Annotated in this window: 15 protein-coding genes; 13 read left to right on the forward strand and 2 right to left on the reverse strand. The window is 40.5% G+C overall.

What is annotated here, in order from left to right:
* Nucleotides 1-239: 239 nt before the first annotated feature.
* The 12 genes from D0T50_RS08345 (at nt 240) to D0T50_RS08400 (ending at nt 14,795) form a co-directional block, all read left to right on the forward strand.
* The gene (locus tag D0T50_RS08345; RefSeq protein WP_163223070.1) at nt 240-1,334 is read left to right on the forward strand and encodes a Nif3-like dinuclear metal center hexameric protein; all 1,095 of its coding nucleotides are present in this window, start codon (nt 240-242) and stop codon (nt 1,332-1,334) included.
* Nucleotide 1,335: 1 nt separating this feature from the next.
* Nucleotides 1,336-2,145 (forward strand): zinc ribbon domain-containing protein, encoded by an 810-nt coding sequence (locus D0T50_RS08350; RefSeq protein ID WP_163223071.1) that lies wholly within the window; start codon nt 1,336-1,338, stop codon nt 2,143-2,145.
* Nucleotides 2,146-2,242: 97 nt separating this feature from the next.
* Nucleotides 2,243-4,048 (forward strand): hypothetical protein, encoded by a 1,806-nt coding sequence (locus D0T50_RS08355; RefSeq protein ID WP_239058234.1) that lies wholly within the window; start codon nt 2,243-2,245, stop codon nt 4,046-4,048.
* 113 nt (nt 4,049-4,161) lie between these two features.
* On the forward strand, nt 4,162-5,643 hold the full coding sequence (proS, locus tag D0T50_RS08360; protein ID WP_163223072.1) for a proline--tRNA ligase: 1,482 nt from the start codon (nt 4,162-4,164) through the stop codon (nt 5,641-5,643).
* A 286-nt stretch (nt 5,644-5,929) separates the two neighbouring features.
* On the forward strand, nt 5,930-7,666 hold the full coding sequence (locus D0T50_RS08365; protein ID WP_163223073.1) for a helix-turn-helix domain-containing protein: 1,737 nt from the start codon (nt 5,930-5,932) through the stop codon (nt 7,664-7,666).
* A gap of 117 nt (nt 7,667-7,783) precedes the next feature.
* On the forward strand, nt 7,784-7,993 hold the full coding sequence (locus D0T50_RS08370) for a hypothetical protein (RefSeq protein ID WP_163223074.1): 210 nt from the start codon (nt 7,784-7,786) through the stop codon (nt 7,991-7,993).
* Nucleotides 7,990-8,757 carry a hypothetical protein gene (locus D0T50_RS08375; RefSeq protein ID WP_163223075.1) on the forward strand — a complete coding sequence of 256 codons (768 nt, stop codon included), beginning with the start codon at nt 7,990-7,992 and terminating at the stop codon, nt 8,755-8,757. The genes D0T50_RS08370 and D0T50_RS08375 overlap by 4 nt, the downstream gene beginning before the upstream one ends.
* Before the next feature lie 252 nt (nt 8,758-9,009).
* Nucleotides 9,010-12,432: an isoleucine--tRNA ligase gene (gene ileS, locus D0T50_RS08380; RefSeq protein ID WP_163223076.1), complete on the forward strand. Its 3,423-nt coding sequence runs from the start codon at nt 9,010-9,012 to the stop codon at nt 12,430-12,432.
* Nucleotides 12,433-12,457: 25 nt separating this feature from the next.
* Nucleotides 12,458-12,838: a TraR/DksA C4-type zinc finger protein gene (locus D0T50_RS08385; RefSeq protein ID WP_163223077.1), complete on the forward strand. Its 381-nt coding sequence runs from the start codon at nt 12,458-12,460 to the stop codon at nt 12,836-12,838.
* A gap of 74 nt (nt 12,839-12,912) precedes the next feature.
* Nucleotides 12,913-13,557, forward strand: coding sequence for a lipoprotein signal peptidase (locus D0T50_RS08390; protein WP_163223078.1), 645 nt, complete (start codon nt 12,913-12,915; stop codon nt 13,555-13,557).
* Nucleotides 13,538-14,485 (forward strand): DUF4296 domain-containing protein, encoded by a 948-nt coding sequence (locus D0T50_RS08395; RefSeq protein ID WP_163223079.1) that lies wholly within the window; start codon nt 13,538-13,540, stop codon nt 14,483-14,485. The genes D0T50_RS08390 and D0T50_RS08395 overlap by 20 nt, the downstream gene beginning before the upstream one ends.
* Before the next feature lies 1 nt (nt 14,486).
* Nucleotides 14,487-14,795 carry a hypothetical protein gene (locus D0T50_RS08400; protein WP_163223080.1) on the forward strand — a complete coding sequence of 103 codons (309 nt, stop codon included), beginning with the start codon at nt 14,487-14,489 and terminating at the stop codon, nt 14,793-14,795.
* Here the strand turns inward: D0T50_RS08400 and D0T50_RS08405 are convergent.
* Entirely contained in the window at nt 14,776-15,528 is a 753-nt protein-coding gene (locus D0T50_RS08405; RefSeq protein ID WP_163223081.1) for an RNA methyltransferase, read from the reverse strand. The two genes, D0T50_RS08400 and D0T50_RS08405, sit on opposite strands and share 20 nt — an antisense overlap.
* 141 nt (nt 15,529-15,669) lie before the next feature.
* Between D0T50_RS08405 and D0T50_RS08410 the strand changes: the two genes are divergently transcribed.
* A complete protein-coding gene (locus D0T50_RS08410; protein ID WP_163223082.1) occupies nt 15,670-17,979 on the forward strand; it encodes a BamA/TamA family outer membrane protein in 2,310 nt (769 codons plus the stop codon).
* Here the strand turns inward: D0T50_RS08410 and D0T50_RS08415 are convergent, their stop codons facing one another.
* On the reverse strand, nt 17,980-18,429 hold the full coding sequence (locus D0T50_RS08415) for a type I restriction enzyme HsdR N-terminal domain-containing protein (protein ID WP_163223083.1): 450 nt from the start codon (nt 18,427-18,429) through the stop codon (nt 17,980-17,982). It abuts the gene before it with no gap.
* Nucleotides 18,430-18,459: the final 30 nt, after the last annotated feature.

An 18,459-nucleotide genomic window follows, 5' to 3' on the forward strand; every position in this document is an offset into this window, starting at 1 on the left:
AACTTAAAAGTTTCACTGTAGCGATGTTGTACGGTTTTATGCATAAATAAGAAAATATTATGCAGCAAAAAGGTGACAACCAAATCCCGTATAAGACATTAAAGAGTAAACATAACACTGTGTTGTCATGTAAATGAAGATGTCTTACGGTTTGTATACCAGTGATAAAAGTTATATTCAATAGAACTTGTATAGTGAAAGAAAAATAGCTATATTTGCACTCTATTTATTCCGCGCTAATGAAGATAAAGGAAATAGTTAGTGCCCTTGAACGTTTCGCGCCTCTGCCTTTGCAAGATGGATTTGATAATGCCGGTCTGCAATTAGGATTAACAGAAGCGGATGTTACAGGGGCTTTGTTGTGTCTGGACGTTACTGAAGCAGTTCTGGATGAGGCTATTGAATTGGGCTACAACTTAGTTATCTCACATCACCCACTTATTTTTAAAGGCTACAAATCAATTACCGGCAAAGATTATGTTGAGCGTTGCATCTTGAAAGCTATCAAGAACGACATTGTAATTTACTCTGCGCACACCAACTTAGATAATGCGACTAATGGAGTAAACTATAAAATAGCCGAGAAGATTGGTTTGAAGAACATTCGTTTCTTGTCCGAAAAGGAAGAGATGTTACTTAAGTTGGTGACGTTTGTTCCTTTTGCCCAAGCAGACGAAGTGCGCCAAGCGTTGTTCAATGCTGGTTGTGGGAATATTGGGAATTATGATTCTTGTAGCTATACTGTAAAAGGAGAGGGCACTTTTCGTGCTCAGACTGGCGCAAATCCATATTGTGGAGAAGTTGGTGAACTGCATCATGAAGGAGAATTGCGTATAGAAGTTGTGCTTCCGGCATTTAAAAAATCACAAGCTATCAAAGCTTTGTTGGCTGCACATCCCTACGAAGAACCTGCGTTTGATATCTATTCTCTAAAGAATACATGGGCACAAGCCGGTTCGGGTATTATAGGCGAACTGGTAACTCCCGAAACACAACACAACTTCTTAAAGCGTATTAAGCAAACCTTTGAGGTGGGTTGCCTAAAGCATAATTCTATCTCTCAAAAACAAATAACCCGTGTTGCCTTGTGTGGCGGTGCAGGCGCCTTTTTGCTCCCATTGGCAATAGCCAATCAAGCGGATGTCTTTATAACCGGAGAGGTTCGTTATCACGAATACTTCGGGCATGAAAAAGAGATACTTATCGCTGAAATAGGACACTATGAGAGCGAACAGTATACAAGAGAAATTCTGAAAACAATCATTGAGCAGAGTTGCCCCAATGTAAATATGCAATACAGTAAAATAAATACGAATCCAATAAATTATTTATAAGATGGCAAAAAAAGAAAGTATTGATCCCAAGGATCTAACGGTAGAACAAAAGTTGAAAGCATTGTTTCAACTTCAAACGATGTTGTCGGATATTGACAAAATTAAGACCCTGAGAGGTGAGTTACCCTTGGAAGTACAAGACTTAGAGGATGAAATCGCAGGTTTGACTACTCGTGTAGATAAAATCAAAGTAGAAGTTGCTGAGCTAAAAGCTTCTATTGCTGCCAAAAAGATTGAAATGGAAACTTCTAAAGCGGCTATTGAGAAGTATAAATCTCAACAGGAAAATGTGCGTAACAACCGCGAATTCGACTTCCTTACTAAAGAAATAGAGTTCCAAACACTGGAAATTGAGTTGGCAGAGAAGAGAATCAAAGAGTTCTCGGCAGATGAAAAATACAAATCGGAAGAAATTGTAGCAAGCGAAGAATCATTGGCCGAAAGACAAAAAGACCTTGATTTGAAGAGAAGTGAGTTGGACGAAATCATTGCCGAAACAAAGCAAGAAGAAGAAAAACTGAGAGAAAAAGCAAAAAGTCTTGAAGCTTCTATTGATCCACGCTTATTACAATCGTTCAAACGCATTCGCAAAAACTCAAGAAATGGTTTGGGCGTGGTATATGTACAACGTGATGCTTGTGGTGGATGTTTCAATAAAATACCACCTCAGAGACAGTTGGATATTCGCTCGCGTAAGAAAATTATCGTTTGTGAGTATTGTGGACGTATCATGATTGACCCCGAATTGGCTGGAATAACCATAGAGGTAAAACCCGAAAAGACAAGTAAGAGAGGAAAACAGGAAGCGTAATTCTCCCAATACTTAATAACACCCACCAGGGGCGAATTCAATAGGCTATGCTGATATTTGATTCGCCCCTGTGTGAAATATAAATACCATCCCTCCCATGAAAACCCCACCTTATATCTATCTCCTTTTATTATTAGTGTGTTTATTAACCGCAAGTTGTTCACAATCGGACAAGCTCCGGAGAACCACTTTGCCGGGCTTTATTACCAGCCCATATTTCGAAGAACAAGTATTGGCCTATACTTATTTTCCGGATGCACTGATAGAAATAAATGCTCCATCCGTCAAAGAGTTCGACCTCAAGAAACCAACAGCCATTGTTATGTATGGATTGCCTAACGGAAACACAATCGATTGGACAATCGGCAAGAAAGCTTCCGACGATGGAAATGATGATTGGCACTACCAGATACAGCATATCGGTGCTCAAACCCGGTTTGTTCGTGCCCAAAAGCCGGATTATAACTTAGTAACGGTTTACTTACAGGCAAAAGAAAGATCGTGGGGCGCCTGGCGAAGAAATAATCAGGATAGTAATCAGATTATAAAAGATATTACGGAAGATGTTATGTCGTTGTTTGCCCCTTATAATCCCTATATTATTTTAAGCGGGCATAGCGGCGGCGGGAACTTTGTGTTCGGGTTTATCGAGTCTGTTCAGGAGATTCCTTCGTACGTAAAAAGGATCTCTTTTCTCGATAGCAACTACAATTGGGATGAGACTAAATACGGGGCCAAAATAGTTGACTGGCTTAATGCTTCTTCGGAAAACGCTCTTTCTGTTATCGCTTATAATGATAGTGTTGCTATTTACGAAGGCAAACCTGTTGTGTCGCCTACGGGTGGAACCTGGTATAGAAGTAAGTGCATGCACGAGTATTTGAAAGAAAACCTTCCTGCGGTTGAATGGACGGAATCAAGATCAAACGATTTGCTCTCATTCAATGGCGCCGGTAACCGCATACAATTTCTGTTGAAAGATAATCCGGCATGCGAGATTTTGCATACTGTACTTGTTGAGAAGAATGGCTTTATTCAGACATTATATGCAGGAACACCCCGCGAAGAACGGACGTATGCGTTTTACGGAGAACATGCTTATGATGCTTTTATTCAGTCGGATACGGTTTTCCCCCATATCCTTCGAATTCCTCCCCGGAAAACCGGTGCGATAAAAGGAAGTGAATTCATCGAAAAGGTGAAAAATATGTTTCCCGAGGAAAGAGAAAAGGAGCTTTATAGCGAAATAAGTGCCGGCAACATTCCCAACTCACACAGACAGCCAGTGCGGATAAAAGAAACATTGACGGATGCCGATGGCGCTTCTCACCAAGTGGAATTTGAGGTTCTTCCCGACTTCCTGTCTATTGGTGCCGACGACGATTTCTTCCGCATCCCAATGCTACCCGGAACGGCACAACAAATAGCCGATCTGTTCGGTGCCGTACTTCCTACTTCTAAAATATCGGATATTATCCATAAGCATGCAAAAGTAAAGATGAATCCAAGTCCTATGACTCCCGACGAGACCATGACCACTGTCCCCGTTTTTGCCGAACACGACCGGATCATTGAACAAGAACGTTTGGAGAAAGGCGAACCTTTGTCTTCGCTAATTGCCGGGCATAAAAAAGACATTGTAATCAGCAACAAACTAATCGAACGCCCCAATGCAGTGGTTATATATGGCTGGCACTATCCCGAAGGAAAACGAATTCAGCCTACACATGCCGGGCATTCGCGAAACTATGTCGACTACAGTCATGGAGTACGCCTGATCAATAACGAAATATTGCTTGATGGCGTGAACGTAAAAATACAAGATGTTCTCAAAGATCCGGTGATGTATAAGTTGCTGAGCGATGAAGACGCACCTTTGGCAAGTACGGGGTATCATTATTAAAACTCAATCGTTTTCTGTTGCTTATTTTAGCATACCAAACTTACATATCTATTTTTTTACTAATTTTGCAGCTTAATAATAGAAAGAGCTTTATATTAAAATAACTCATTAGTATGGCAAAAGAATTGAAAGACCTCACCAAGCGAAGCGAGAACTACTCGCAATGGTATAATGACTTGGTGTTGAAAGCCGACTTGGCTGAGCAGTCGGCAGTTCGTGGATGTATGGTTATTAAACCCTATGGCTACGCAATTTGGGAAAAAATGCAGCGTCAGCTCGATGATATGTTCAAAGAAACAGGGCATGTGAATGCTTATTTCCCTCTTCTTATACCAAAATCATTTCTTAGCCGTGAAGCCGAACATGTGGAAGGCTTTGCAAAAGAGTGTGCGGTTGTAACCCATCACCGTTTGATGAACGATCCTGAAGGTAAAGGGGTGGTAGTAGACCCTAACGCAAAGCTTGAAGAAGAATTGATCATTCGCCCTACTTCCGAAACAATCATTTGGAATACGTATAAGAATTGGATTAACTCGTACCGTGATTTGCCTATTTTGGTAAATCAATGGGCAAACGTAATGCGTTGGGAAATGCGCACCCGCTTATTTCTCCGTACTGCTGAATTTTTGTGGCAAGAAGGTCATACCGCGCATGCTACCCAGCAAGAAGCGGAAGAAGAAGCTATCAAAATGTTGCATGTCTATGCCGAATTTGCCGAAAAGTACATGGCTGTTCCTGTTGTGAAAGGAGTAAAGAGTGCTAACGAACGCTTTGCCGGTGCACTCGAAACTTATACAATCGAAGCGATGATGCAAGACGGAAAAGCATTGCAAAGTGGTACGTCTCACTTTTTGGGTCAGAACTTTGCTAAAGCCTTTGATGTGCAGTTTGTAAACAAAGAAAATAAAATGGAGTATGTATGGGCAACCTCTTGGGGCGTTTCTACACGTTTGATGGGGGCACTAATCATGACACACTCCGACGATAATGGCTTGGTGCTTCCTCCTACATTGGCGCCAATTCAAGTTGTGATTGTTCCTATTTATAAGAACGAAGAACAACTAACGGCTATTAACGAAAAGGTAGACGGTATCGTTGCCAAACTGAAAGCACTGGGTATCTCTGTGAAATACGACAATGCAGATAATAAACGCCCAGGTTTCAAATTTGCCGATTACGAACTTAAAGGTGTTCCTGTGCGCTTGGTTATGGGTGGACGCGACTTGGAAAACAATACGATGGAACTTATGCGTCGTGATACACTGGAAAAAGAAACTATTTCTTGCGATGGTATCGAAGCGTATGTGAAAAACCTATTGGACGAAATCCAAGAAAACATCTATCAAAAAGCATTGAACTATCGTAATACTCGTACAGTAGAAGTAAATTCGTACGATGAATTTAAGGAAAAGATAGAAGAAGGAGGATTTTTGTTAGCACATTGGGATGGAACTCCCGAAACAGAAGAAAAGATTAAAGAAGAAACCAAAGCAACTATTCGTTGCATCCCGTTGGAGGGCGACAAGACGCCCGGTACTTGTATGGTAACAGGTAAACCTTCGGCTTGCAGGGTAGTGTTTGCGAGGGCATACTAATAATCTTAGTGAAGACCCTGTGAAGGCAAAAAGAAGGGGTCTTCACACGCAACTGGCTTACTTCCATTTGGTTACAGCGGTATGTGAAGGTGAAGACCTATTTGGTAAAACTACATTTGGAGTGTATATTGAGCACTAAATTAATTCGCCAACGAATTTTTATATAAAGAGTACGCCATTCTGAGCATTAAATGTTTGGGATGGCGTTTTGCATTTGGTGCTTTCTAACATCATTTTTTTCAAACAAACTTATTTGTTGTATTTTTGTCTCTTCAAAAATAATGCAATGAAATATATCTACTTCACCCTTGTTCTTCTTCTGTTCTCCTATTATGCTACCGCCAATAGCATGGATTCCCTCTACCGTTTGCTGCCTACTCTGGAAGGGGAAGCTAAACTTGAGGTGTACGACCAGATGTACCTCATGACAGATTATAGTATGGACCCGGAAAAGGTTTTGAAGCTGTTGAACGACTTTCTGCACGAAGCGGAAAAGCAGGGCATGCTTAACTATGAAACAACGATGTATGCTGCCATACTTAACTTTTACTACAACCACGGATGGAAAGAGGAGTTCATGGAGGCTTTTCCCGAACACATACGCTTTCTGGAGGAAAACGACGAAGAACTGATGCTCTTAATGTGGTCGCTGAAGATACGGTTATACCTTTTCGACCGCCAATATAGTCAGGCGCTGGAAGAAGCAGAGGCTTTGCGCACTGAGATTGCTCAAAAGAAAGACCCTTACCTATTGGGAGTGGTTATCGGCGAAATAGGAATGATTTATAAAGAACAAGGACACATTCAGCAAGCCATACCTCTGCTGATAGAAGCTATTGAGCTGATGAAGCAAAAGCCGTCCTACGACCCCGGCTCTATGTTCAATGGCTACTACCATCTGGCCAATGCTTTACTAGGCGAACACAGATTGGAAGAAGCCATCCATTATAATGCCGAATATGAAGCACTTATCCGGAAAGAAGAGGAAGAAGCTCTGGAAAGGTATGGCACGGTGGATGACAATATCAGAATAATACTCAACAAGTACTTTTGCTACTCTCTGTATGCCAAAGTGTATCTGGAGAAAGAAGAACTTGACAAAACAGCGCACTATCTGAATGAATGCGAGGCAATGCTACCCAAGGTTGGAGAAGATACGGAGGACTTCTTCTATGCCAAAGCTCTATACCTTGACAAGAAGGGAGCGTATTACCAGGCGGCAGAACAGATTCAACGCATCATCGACAGACTGGAAGACGGTACTATAAAAGCTACAGAAATAGCTCAACCTAAGTGGTATAAGCTAAAGGCTGACTACCTGACTAAAGCCGGACACAATAAAGAAGCCGGCGAACTATACAACACGGCTTACTCGCAACTTGAAGAGAGCAACCACTGGGAGTTTGAAAGCCGCATCGCAGATTTGCGTACCCGCTATGAAGTAGATAAACTGGAAGCCGAGAAGTTACGCAACCGCAATTACTTTCTTTTCGCCCTTGGCGGATGTGTATTGCTTGCACTGATTCTTTTTCTTATCATCAACTATCAACGTCGGTTGCGCGCTAAGAACCGCCGTCTTATCCGGCAGATTGAGAGCCAGGATGTGCTCAAAACAGAGTTGCGGAATATACGGCAACAGCGCTTAAGTGACTCCGTAACGAAGAACACCAATCTTCCGGAAGAGACAGCCGAAGCCATTCTCTTTGCCCGGCTCGAAAACTACCTGCGTACTACTCATATATATATCAATCCCGAACTCGATCGGCAGCAGTTAATTAATACACTGGCTACCAACCAAACTTATCTTTACAACGCTGTTAAAGTAGTTACCGGTATGTCGCTACAAGAGTATATCAATTCGCTTCGTTTGGAGAAGGCTAAAGAGATGCTCAAAAACAGCCCCAATGAAAGCATTGCGCAGATATCCGCACAGTGTGGTTTCACAACCATACAAACCTTTCGCCGACAGTTTAAAGAGTGCTATGGCCTGACCGCTTCAGAGTACAGAAACTCCTTAGGATAGACAGAAATGTAACAGGTGTTCCCTCAAATGTAACGGGTGTTCCCCTCTCAATTGCTTTATATCGCATCTTTGCTGCAAAATTAGAAATCTTACATTATTAATTAAAAGCAAAGAAACATGAGAAGTAATTATCAACCTCCGCAGCTCGAAATAATCGAAATGCAAAACGAGGGCTCTATTATGACCGGAAGCGGTCTTTCACAGATGGAAGGTCAGGACTTTATTAACAATATCAGCAGTTCGACAGACACAAACATACACCAAGAGGTCAGTCATATGCAAGATATGGAAGATGTATTAAACGAACTATTTACTGTACAAAAATGAAGAAAGTAATGTTGTTAGGTATAGCGGTCATCATGATGACTGCATGCCAGAAAGATGAAGAAACCACAACCCCCGACCAACCCTATAACATCACGGCAATCATGCCCCAAGTTGCAGATACAAGATTATCATACGAAGAAATAGGCGAAGACCCCAAAGGTTTAAAAGTAAGATGGGCGATAAACGATGTAATTGCAGTTGGCAACAAAACCTGCTTACCTCTGACTGAGGGTAAAATCTCAGAAGACGGAACTGTAGCTACTCTTAGCTTTGCTATTCCACCCGTCGGCACCAATGCTTCTTTTGGTAAGCATGATAATACTGTAGAACAAATGCTTAGTGTGAACCCATTGAAAAATCTGAGTAAGTATCATGCCATGGTTGGAACATTCAATAGCGAAACTAAAACGGTTAAGCTTGAACATACAACTTCTGTTATGCATATCGAACTATCCGGACTGCCGAGTAAGATATACCCTAGTTATTTTACGCTGTCGGACAACGCAACTACTTACTATAAAGCCGATGCTGAAAGGCTTAGAGCTACAGAAGAAGGAACACTTGACTTTTACCTTGTTGTAGACCCTCAGGTATTGAACGGTAAAACCGAACTTGTGTTCAGTCTTACTTGCTATAATCCTGTTGGTGACCCAGAATTTGTAGATATAAAATACACCGAATACTTCTCCGAAGGTGTTAAAATAGACCCGGGAAAAGTGTTGCACTGTAACATCAAGATGTCATATACAGAGTCGGAGGTTTAATAAAAATATAGGATAATTATATGTAAAAGGAGGTGTGTTTAATTGCAGCTTAACACACCTCCTTTTTAAAACAACTACAACCGAAGTCGCTTCATTCAACAAAAGTACCTTTGTTAGATTGCAGTAATAGTCGTGATAGAGAAAGGTATCTCCCCTTTGTTCTTAAAAAAGAAACATAAATTTCTTTTTCCCTAACTAATGTTTTCGTAATTTTGCACCTTATTTTAAGTAGTATATAAAAGCAACGAATTTATGAGTAAGAAATTTGCTGAATATTCTCAGTTTGACCTTTCGCAAGTAAACAAAGAAGTACTTAAGAAATGGGATGAAAACAGCGTTTTTGCTAAAAGCATGACCGAACGCGAAGGATATCCTTCGTTTGTGTTTTACGAAGGTCCTCCTTCCGCCAATGGAATGCCGGGGATTCACCACGTAATAGCACGTGCGATTAAAGACATTTTCTGTCGCTATAAAACAATGAAGGGATATCAGGTAAAGCGTAAAGCTGGTTGGGATACGCACGGATTGCCGGTAGAACTTAGTGTGGAAAAAGCTTTAGGAATTACAAAGGAGGATATTGGCAAAAAGATTTCTGTTGCCGATTACAATGCAGCGTGTCGCAAAGATGTAATGAAGTACACCAAAGAGTGGGAGGATTTAACCCATCAAATGGGATATTGGGTAGACATGAGCGACCCTTACATTACATATGACAATCGCTATATTGAAACCCTATGGTGGTTACTCAAACAATTGTATAAAAAAGATTTGCTATACAAAGGGTACACTATTCAGCCATATTCGCCGGCTGCCGGAACAGGTTTAAGCTCGCACGAATTGAATCAGCCGGGTACATACCGAGATGTAAAAGACACTACTGTTACCGCACAATTCCGCATAAAGAACCCTAAGCCTGAAATGACAGCATGGGGAGAAGCGTTCTTCTTGGCGTGGACAACCACACCATGGACACTTCCTTCGAATACAGCGCTTTGTGTAGGTCCTAAAATAGACTATGTTGCCGTACAAAGTTATAATGCTTATACCGGTAAACCGATAACCGTAGTACTTGCCAAAGCTTTGGTGAGCGCACAATTTAATCCTAAAGCTGCCGACTTGGCATTGGAGGATTATAAACAGGGTGACAAATTAATTCCATATAAAGTAATAGCCGAATATAAAGGAAGCGACTTACTGGGTATGGAGTACGAACAGTTAATCCCATGGGTGTATCCGGGCAATGGCGCATTCCGTGTGATACCGGGCGACTATGTAACCACTGAAGATGGTACTGGTATTGTTCACATAGCACCAACTTTTGGTGCGGACGACGCGCAAGTGGCAAAGGCTGCCGGTGTGCCTCCGTTGCAGCTGTTAAGTAATAAAGGTGAATTGCGGCCAATGGTTGATTTGACCGGAAAATTCTACACACTCGACGAATTGGATGAAGAGTTTATCAAAGAACGTGTAAACGTTGATTTGTATAAAGAATATGCCGGTCGTTTCGTGAAGAATGCCTATGATTCAAACTTAACGGAAGCTGACGAAACCCTCGATGTGGCCATTTGTATGATGCTGAAAGCCAACAATCAAGCTTTCCGCATAGAAAAACATGTGCACAACTATCCACACTGTTGGCGTACTGACAAGCCGGTATTGTACTATCCATTGGATAGCTGGTTTATCCGTTCTACTGCTTGTAAAGAGCGCATGATGGAACTGAATAAAGAAATTTACTGGAAACCAGAAGCAACCGGAACAGGACGTTTCGGAAAATGGTTGGAAAACCTGAACGATTGGAACCTTAGCCGTTCGCGCTATTGGGGAACTCCGCTGCCGATATGGCGCACCGAAGATAAGAGCGAAGAGATTTGCATCGAATCGGTAGAAGAACTATACAACGAAATAGAAAAATCAGTTGCTGCAGGCTTTATGGCTTCCAATCCTTACAAGGATAAAGGATTTGTGCCGGGCGTGTATAACGAAGAAAACTACAATAAGATAGACTTGCACCGTCCTTATGTGGATGATATTATCCTTGTTTCGGCAAATGGGCAAGCTATGAAACGTGAAGCAGACCTTATTGACGTATGGTTTGACTCGGGTGCTATGCCATATGCACAAGTACATTATCCTTTTGAGAACAAAGAATTGGTAGATAAAGGAACTGTATTTCCTGCCGATTTTATAGCCGAAGGTGTAGACCAAACGCGTGGATGGTTCTTTACATTGCATGCAATTGCCACGATGGTATTTGACACAAAATCATTTAAGGCAGTTATATCCAATGGGTTGGTACTCGACAAGAATGGTAATAAAATGTCAAAACGTTTGGGTAATGCAGTTGATCCTTTTACAACCATAGAGAAGTATGGCTCAGACCCTGTTCGTTGGTATATGATAACCAATTCTTCGCCATGGGATAACCTTAAATTTGACATTGAAGGAGTAGAAGAGGTACGTAGGAAGTTTTTCGGAACTTTGTATAATACTTACTCTTTCTTTGCTCTTTATGCCAATGTAGATGGTTTTGATGGTTCGCAAACTGAAGTGAATATAAAAGAACGTCCTGAGGTTGACCGTTGGATTATTTCGTTGCTCAATTCGTTGACAAAAGAGGTTGATGCTTGCTACGCCGATTATGAACCAACTAAAGCAGGTCGTTTGATTTCTGATTTTGTAAACGACAACCTCTCTAACTGGTATGTGCGCCTGAATCGCAAACGTTTCTGGGGTGGTGAGTTTACGCAAGATAAACTTTCAGCGTATCAAACGCTTTATACTTGTCTGGAGACTGTTGCCAAATTGATGGCACCTATCGCTCCATTCTATGCGGATCGTCTTTACACTGATTTACTCAGCGTAACAAGTAAAGAAGAAGTATCTTCAGTTCATCTTGTTAATTTCCCCGAATGGAAAAATGAATTGATAGATAGTGAGTTGGAAATCCGTATGCAAATGGCTCAGGATATAACTTCGATGGTGTTAGCACTCCGTCGCAAAGTTAACATCAAGGTTCGTCAGCCACTACAACGTATCATGATTCCAGTGATTAATAAGGAGCAAAGAGAGCATATCGAAGCGATAAAATCACTGGTGATGAACGAAGTAAACGTGAAGGAGGTTGATTTTGTTACTGAATCCGAGAGCGTTTTGGTTAAGAAAGTAAAGTGCGATTTCAAGAAACTAGGACCTAAGTTTGGTAAGCAAATGAAAGCTGTAGCAGCATTTGTAGCCGAAATGTCGCAGGAAGCTATTGCCGAACTGGAGAAAAACGGTAAATATCCTTTGAATATAGAAGGACAGGAAATGGTGCTTGAAGTAGCTGATGTTGAAATAATTAATGAGGACATTCCAGGGTGGCTGGTTGCTAACGAAGGCAAGCTTACTGTGGCGCTCGAAGTTAATATTACTGAAGAGCTTCGTAGAGAGGGTATTGCGCGCGAGTTGGTAAATCGTATCCAAAACTTACGTAAGTCTAGTGGATTGGAAATAACTGACAAAATAGCAATCACCGTTTCTAAAAATCCTATAACAGATGATGCGGTAAATGAATATAATAATTATATTTGCAACCAAGTATTGGGACTGAGTCTTCAATTAGTTGACAACCAAGAGGGCGTTGAATTAAACTTCGATGACTATACTTTATTTGTCACAATAGGCAAACAATAAAAACAATCTTTATACCTTAGAAGTTATGGCAGAAAAAACAAGATATTCAGATGCTGAATTAGAAGAGTTTCGTGCAATTATCAATGAGAAACTGGAATTGGCACAACGCGATTATGATCAGCTGAAACGCAGCATAATGAATCTGGATAGTAATAATACAGATGATACTTCGCCTACATACAAAGTGTTGGAGGAAGGTGCGAGTACCTTATCTAAAGAAGAAACAACACGTTTGGCACAACGCCAACTTAAGTTTATTCAAGGATTACAAGGTGCATTGGTTCGTATTGAGAACAAAACGTATGGAATCTGTCGTGAAACAGGTAAATTGATTCCGGCCGAACGCTTACGTGCTGTACCTCATGCTACATTGAGTATTGAAGCTAAAAATGAAGGAAAGAAATAATTAGTTATAAAGATAAAAGATAAAGGTTGATGGTACTTACTCAGTACCTTCAACCTTTGCTTTTAATATGAAGAATGATGAGAATATCCAAAGGACACATATCCGTTTTAATTATTGTACTATCGCTACTAATTGATCAGGTTATTAAGATTGCCGTTAAGTTGAATATGTATTGGCATGAAAGCATACATGTAACCGATTGGTGCTATATCTTTTTTACAGAAAACCCGGGTATGGCGTTTGGTATGGAGATATTCGATAAACTCTTTCTTACATTATTTCGTATAGTAGTTGTTACGGCAGGATGCTGGTATTTGCATAAAATAGTCAAAGAAAAGCTTAAGATGGGATATATCATCTGTGTTTCGCTTATTATTGCGGGTGCATTTGGTAATATTATAGATAGCGTGTTCTATGGTGTTATTTTTAGCGAAAGTACCAATACTGCTATTGCTACTTTTATGCCAGAGGGCGGGGGATATGCTCCCTGGTTTCATGGTAAGGTGGTAGATATGTTTCACTTTCCTATTATTGACACTTACTGGCCAGATTGGATGCCATTTGTTGGAGGTAAGAACTTCGTGTTCTTTAGTCCAATTTTTAATTTTGCAGATGCCTGCATTAGTTGTGGTATGATTGCTCTTATTATTTTCTATGGAAAATATTTCTCTGAAATGTATTCGGATAAAAAGAAACATAATGAAGAAACCGCAGACTAAATATTTGCCTATTTTCTTTTTATTCCTCTTTACGCTGACCGCTTGTAAGGTGCAGCGTCCTCGTGCTGTTTTATCTGAAAGTAAAATGGAAGAGGTGCTTTATGACTATCATATGGCCAAATCCATGAGTGATAATTTGATGTACAACGAGAACTACAAAAAGAAATTGTATATTGAGTTTGTCTTCAAAAAGCATGGAATAACCGAGGCGAAATTTGACTCTTCGTTGGTTTGGTACACACGTAACCCTGAAATCTTCGGTACATTATATGCAAAAGTAACCACTCGTCTAAAAGCAGAACAAGAAAATGTTAATAACTTGATTGCTATTAGAGACAATAAGCCTAAAGAAACAATGCCGGGCGATAGCATTGACATGTGGATTTGGGAGAAGTTATATCGATTGTCGGGAGATCCGTTGGCGAACAAACTTACTTTTACACTCTCTTCGGATACCAATTTTTATGCGCGCGATACACTTGTATGGAGCGTAAACCATACATTTATAAATGTTCTGGATAGCTTGGAATATGCTATTATGGCAATGACTGTACAATATAAGGATAGTTTGGTGAGTGAGGTGAGGAGAGTGGTAGATTCTGGTAGACAAACTATTGTGTTACAATCAGATACATTTGGGAATATTAAAGAGGTAAATGGTTTTGTTTATTATCCCCGTGGAAAGAAACCAAATGTTCTATTATTAAGTGATATCTCTTTGTATCGCTACCATTCTACTGATTCGCTAACCTTTGAAAGGAACGATTCCATCGCTCCGGAAAAGCAGAAAGAGGAACCAATGATGACAATTGAGGAAGAGGTTAAGCCAGTTGAGTTAAAAGAACAGCTTCCACAACAACGCCTTGAGAGACCGCGCCCTAACCCGAACTTGAGAGCAGCTCCCGAAGAAAAAAATCTAAAAGAATAAAATGAAGCGTTTTGCTGCTAACTATGTTTACGTGTCGCAGTTGGCTCTTCTTAAACAATATGTTGTAGAGATTAATGAAGAAGGGCTGGTTATTAATCTTTTCCCTTTGACGGAGGAGCTCCATTCTGTTAGCTGGTTACCCGGATTGCTTGTGTTGCACAAAGGAGAATTCTCTCCTGTTGATATAAATAGCATTCGCAAATTTGTTCATGCAAAGTCTCTTTCCCCAGAAATGCTTCACACAATAACCTCTTCCGAATATCAACTTACACAAGTACCTGCATTTGATTTTAGTACTCTCTTCTCCTGAATTCTGCGCAAACAATTGCGGTTGCTGTAGCTACGTTCAGCGATTCGGTACTTGGCTTCTCGGGAGGATAATTGGGGATGTAGAGTTTGTTCGTTACAATTTCTTCCAAATCCTTAGATATTCCATTTCCTTCGTTTCCCATGATAATAAGTCCGTTGTTGCTAAGACTCTCTGTGTACATATTTTTCCCGTTAAGGAAGGTGCCGTATACAGGGATATCGCCTAAAGATTGGATAAACTCTTTTAGTGGCAGATAGTGCATTTTTACACGGGCTATTCCACCCATTGTTGCCTGTATGCTTTTGGGATTGTATACATCTGTAGTATTGAGGGAGCAAAAAATATGCTCAATGCCAAACCAATCTGCCAACCTAATAATTGTTCCCAGGTTACCCGGATCTTGGATATCATCGAGTACCAGAGAGAGGGAGTTGCGAATGCTCTCTTTATCTATCGTATACTCAGGTTGCTTAAACACGGCTAGAACTTGTTGTGGCGTTTTGAGCAAACTCGCTTTAGTGAGTTCTTCTTGCGTAACTTCCACTATTTCGTCTGCTTGAATAGCATGAGAGTGAAGCCACTCTTTCGTAGCGGCAAGAAACAGGCAATGAAAGTTCTCTTGTAGCTCTTCAATCAGTTTAGGCCCTTCGGCAAGGAAGACTTTTTCTTCTTTCCGGTTCTTTTTCAGTTCGAGTGAACGGAGATACTTTATTTTGTTCTTACTGAGTGACATGGAATAAAATTCTAATTATTTCAGGAACAAAACTATAAAGATATTCTTAAATATGCCCCCTTCCATCGTTTTTATTTCCTTAACGCAAAAAATAAACTTATATTTGTATGCAGATTAATCATACTATCTTTAGGCTCGAGAATGAACAAATCAATCCAGTTCTTCATTTTGTTAGTCTTTATTGCAATATTGTCTTCATGTACAGCCACTAAGTATGTACCTGAAGGGAAGTATTTATTGGACGAAGTGAAGATACAGACCGATAACAAAGATGTAAAACCATCTTCGCTCGAACCTTACATCCGTCAGAATGCTAACACCAAGTGGTTCAGCCTGGTGAAAACACAGCTCTATATTTACAATCTTTCGGGAAGGGATTCTACCAAATGGCGTAATAAAGTATTGCGACGGTTAGGGGATGAACCGGTTATTTATGACGAATATAGTAACGAGCGTACCCGTGAAGAAATGACAAAGGCTCTTCAAAATATGGGCTACATGGGTGCAAGTGTCAAAAGCATTCCTAAGATTAATAAGAAAAAGCTGAAAATGACCTACCAGGTTACTACTGGGAACCCTTATGTAGTCAACAGTTTGCGCTATGACATTCCTGATGATGGGATTCTTTATTTTATGAACAAAGATTCTGCCAGAACCTTGTTGCACGAGGGTATGCTTTTCGATGTAAATGTACTTGATGCCGAACGTCAACGTATAACCAATCTGTTGCGGCAAAATGGTTATTACAAATTCAATAAGGAGTATATCACATTTGATGCTGATACTATTCGCAATACATTTAAGGTAGATCTCACGATGCATTTGGCTCTCTACCGAGCAGTTTCGGGTGATAGCGCAAAAGAGCATCAACAATACACAATCAACGATATCAGCTTCATAACCGAATATGACATGATGCGAACTTCGGCGTTGAGTAGCATAGAAATAAATGACTCTATCCATTATAAGGGATTCCCTATTTATTTCAAAGACAAACTATATTTACGTCCAAAAGTATTGGTGGATAATCTTAACCTACAACGTGGTAGCTTGTACGATGAGTCGGATGTGCAACGAACCTATAATAATTTCGGCCGATTATCTGCTTTGAAGTATTCTAATATCCGTTTTGTAGAGACACAAATAGCTGACAGTAGTATGTTGAATGCGTATGTGTTACTGACCAAAAGCAAACATCAGTCGGTTACTTTCGAGATAGAAGGAACAAACTCGGCTGGAGATTTGGGTGCGGCAGCTTCGGTTGCGTATCAGCATCGCAATTTCTTTCATGGTTCAGAGAGTTTTATGTTTAAGGTGCGTGGTGCTTATGAAGCAATATCAGGACTTACCGGTAATTATCGTAGCGATAATTACACCGAGCTTGGTGCCGAGACAAGTGTTAACTTTCCACGTTTCTTGTTCCCTTTTCTGTCGTCGGGATTTAAAAAAAGCATTAGAGCAACGACAGAGTTTGGCCTACACTACAATTATCAACTCCGTCCGGAGTTTTCGCGAACAGTTGCTGCTGCTTCGTGGGGTTACCGTTGGACACAAAAGCAGCGCATTCAGCATCGTATTGATTTACTTGACATCAGTTATCTGTATATGCCTTGGATAGACCCTACGTTTGAACAGAAATATTTGAATGATGAAAAGAATTACATTCTGGAGTACAATTACAAGAATAGGCTGATTGTGCGGAGTGGTTATGTATATAATTACAACAGCGTAAACCCCAATCTGATGAATCAAACGTTCAAAACCAACTCACATAGTATTCGATTGGGTGTAGAATCGGCAGGTGGATTACTATATCTTTTTTCTAAGGCGGCAGGACTCTCTAAAAATGGAGAAGGAGAGTACTCAATTCTTAACATCCCGTTTGCACAGTACGTCAAATTTGATTTTGATTTTGCCAAAAATATTGTTATTGACCAGCGTAACTCATTGGCATATCATATAGGAGCGGGGATAGCTGTTCCGTATGGTAATGCCAGTGTAATCCCTTTTGAAAAGCAATACTTTTCGGGCGGGGCAAATAGTGTTCGTGGATGGTCTGTGCGTTCACTTGGACCAGGTTCGTTCCCCGGAGATGGTAACTTCTTGAATCAGTCGGGCGATATTAAATTAGATATGAATATTGAGTATCGCAGTAAGTTGTTTTGGATATTACAAGGTGCTTTCTTTATCGATGCAGGTAATATCTGGACAATCAAAGAGTATGAAGAGCAACCAGGTGGGAAGTTTCAATTTGATAAATTCTATAAACAAATAGCAGTGAGCTACGGGTTGGGCTTTCGCTTTGATTTGGACTTCTTTGTGCTTCGTTTTGATGGGGGTATGAAAGCAATAAATCCTGAGTATGAAAAAGGAAAACGACGTTACCCCATTATTAGTCCTAGATTAAAACGCGACTTTGCGTTTCACTTCGCGGTGGGTTATCCATTCTGATTACAGTGTATCGTAGGCGGGTATATCGGTGAGAAAAGAATAACTATTTTTTTCGTAATCCATGCGGCAGCAATAATGTTGCATGCCATTGCTCACAATCAAGTAATCTACTTTTAGTACAATATTATAGCGGGTAATTTGGTCAAATACTGCCTGCGTGATGGGTATGTCGGGTGCTTTGTATTCAATTATCATGCGGGCAGTAGCGTCGCGACCATACAACAAAGTGTCACAACGTTTGGTGGTTGAGTTGAGTTTAAGTGTAACCTCGTTTGCCATTAGTCCTGCCGGATAGCCTTTATAGTTAATCAAAAAATGAACAAAGTGCTGCCGCACCCATTCTTCGGGAGTTAGTGCAATGTAGCGCTTGCGGATTATGTCAAAAATGACAGACTTTCCGTTGCGCTTGGCAATTTTAGTTTCGAATACGGGTAGGTTTAACAATAACATTTATTATTTTTGTGAGTTAAATAATCGTTC

The organism is Bacteroides sp. 214 (assembly GCF_010501015.1).
Taxonomy (GTDB): domain Bacteria; phylum Bacteroidota; class Bacteroidia; order Bacteroidales; family Bacteroidaceae; genus Bacteroides.

Bases quoted from the DNA above. Each gene is read 5' to 3' on its own strand.
- D0T50_RS08345 (WP_163223070.1), top strand. From the start codon at position 240: ATGAAGATAAAGGAAATAGTTAGTGCCCTTGAACGTTTCGCGCCTCTG.
- D0T50_RS08350 (WP_163223071.1), top strand. From the start codon at position 1,336: ATGGCAAAAAAAGAAAGTATTGATCCCAAGGATCTAACGGTAGAACAA.
- D0T50_RS08355 (WP_239058234.1), top strand. From the start codon at position 2,243: ATGAAAACCCCACCTTATATCTATCTCCTTTTATTATTAGTGTGTTTA.
- proS (WP_163223072.1), top strand. From the start codon at position 4,162: ATGGCAAAAGAATTGAAAGACCTCACCAAGCGAAGCGAGAACTACTCG.
- D0T50_RS08365 (WP_163223073.1), top strand. From the start codon at position 5,930: ATGAAATATATCTACTTCACCCTTGTTCTTCTTCTGTTCTCCTATTAT.
- D0T50_RS08370 (WP_163223074.1), top strand. From the start codon at position 7,784: ATGAGAAGTAATTATCAACCTCCGCAGCTCGAAATAATCGAAATGCAA.
- D0T50_RS08375 (WP_163223075.1), top strand. From the start codon at position 7,990: ATGAAGAAAGTAATGTTGTTAGGTATAGCGGTCATCATGATGACTGCA.
- ileS (WP_163223076.1), top strand. From the start codon at position 9,010: ATGAGTAAGAAATTTGCTGAATATTCTCAGTTTGACCTTTCGCAAGTA.
- D0T50_RS08385 (WP_163223077.1), top strand. From the start codon at position 12,458: ATGGCAGAAAAAACAAGATATTCAGATGCTGAATTAGAAGAGTTTCGT.
- D0T50_RS08390 (WP_163223078.1), top strand. From the start codon at position 12,913: ATGATGAGAATATCCAAAGGACACATATCCGTTTTAATTATTGTACTA.
- D0T50_RS08395 (WP_163223079.1), top strand. From the start codon at position 13,538: ATGAAGAAACCGCAGACTAAATATTTGCCTATTTTCTTTTTATTCCTC.
- D0T50_RS08400 (WP_163223080.1), top strand. From the start codon at position 14,487: ATGAAGCGTTTTGCTGCTAACTATGTTTACGTGTCGCAGTTGGCTCTT.
- D0T50_RS08405 (WP_163223081.1), bottom strand. From the start codon at position 15,528: ATGTCACTCAGTAAGAACAAAATAAAGTATCTCCGTTCACTCGAACTG.
- D0T50_RS08410 (WP_163223082.1), top strand. From the start codon at position 15,670: ATGAACAAATCAATCCAGTTCTTCATTTTGTTAGTCTTTATTGCAATA.
- D0T50_RS08415 (WP_163223083.1), bottom strand. From the start codon at position 18,429: ATGTTATTGTTAAACCTACCCGTATTCGAAACTAAAATTGCCAAGCGC.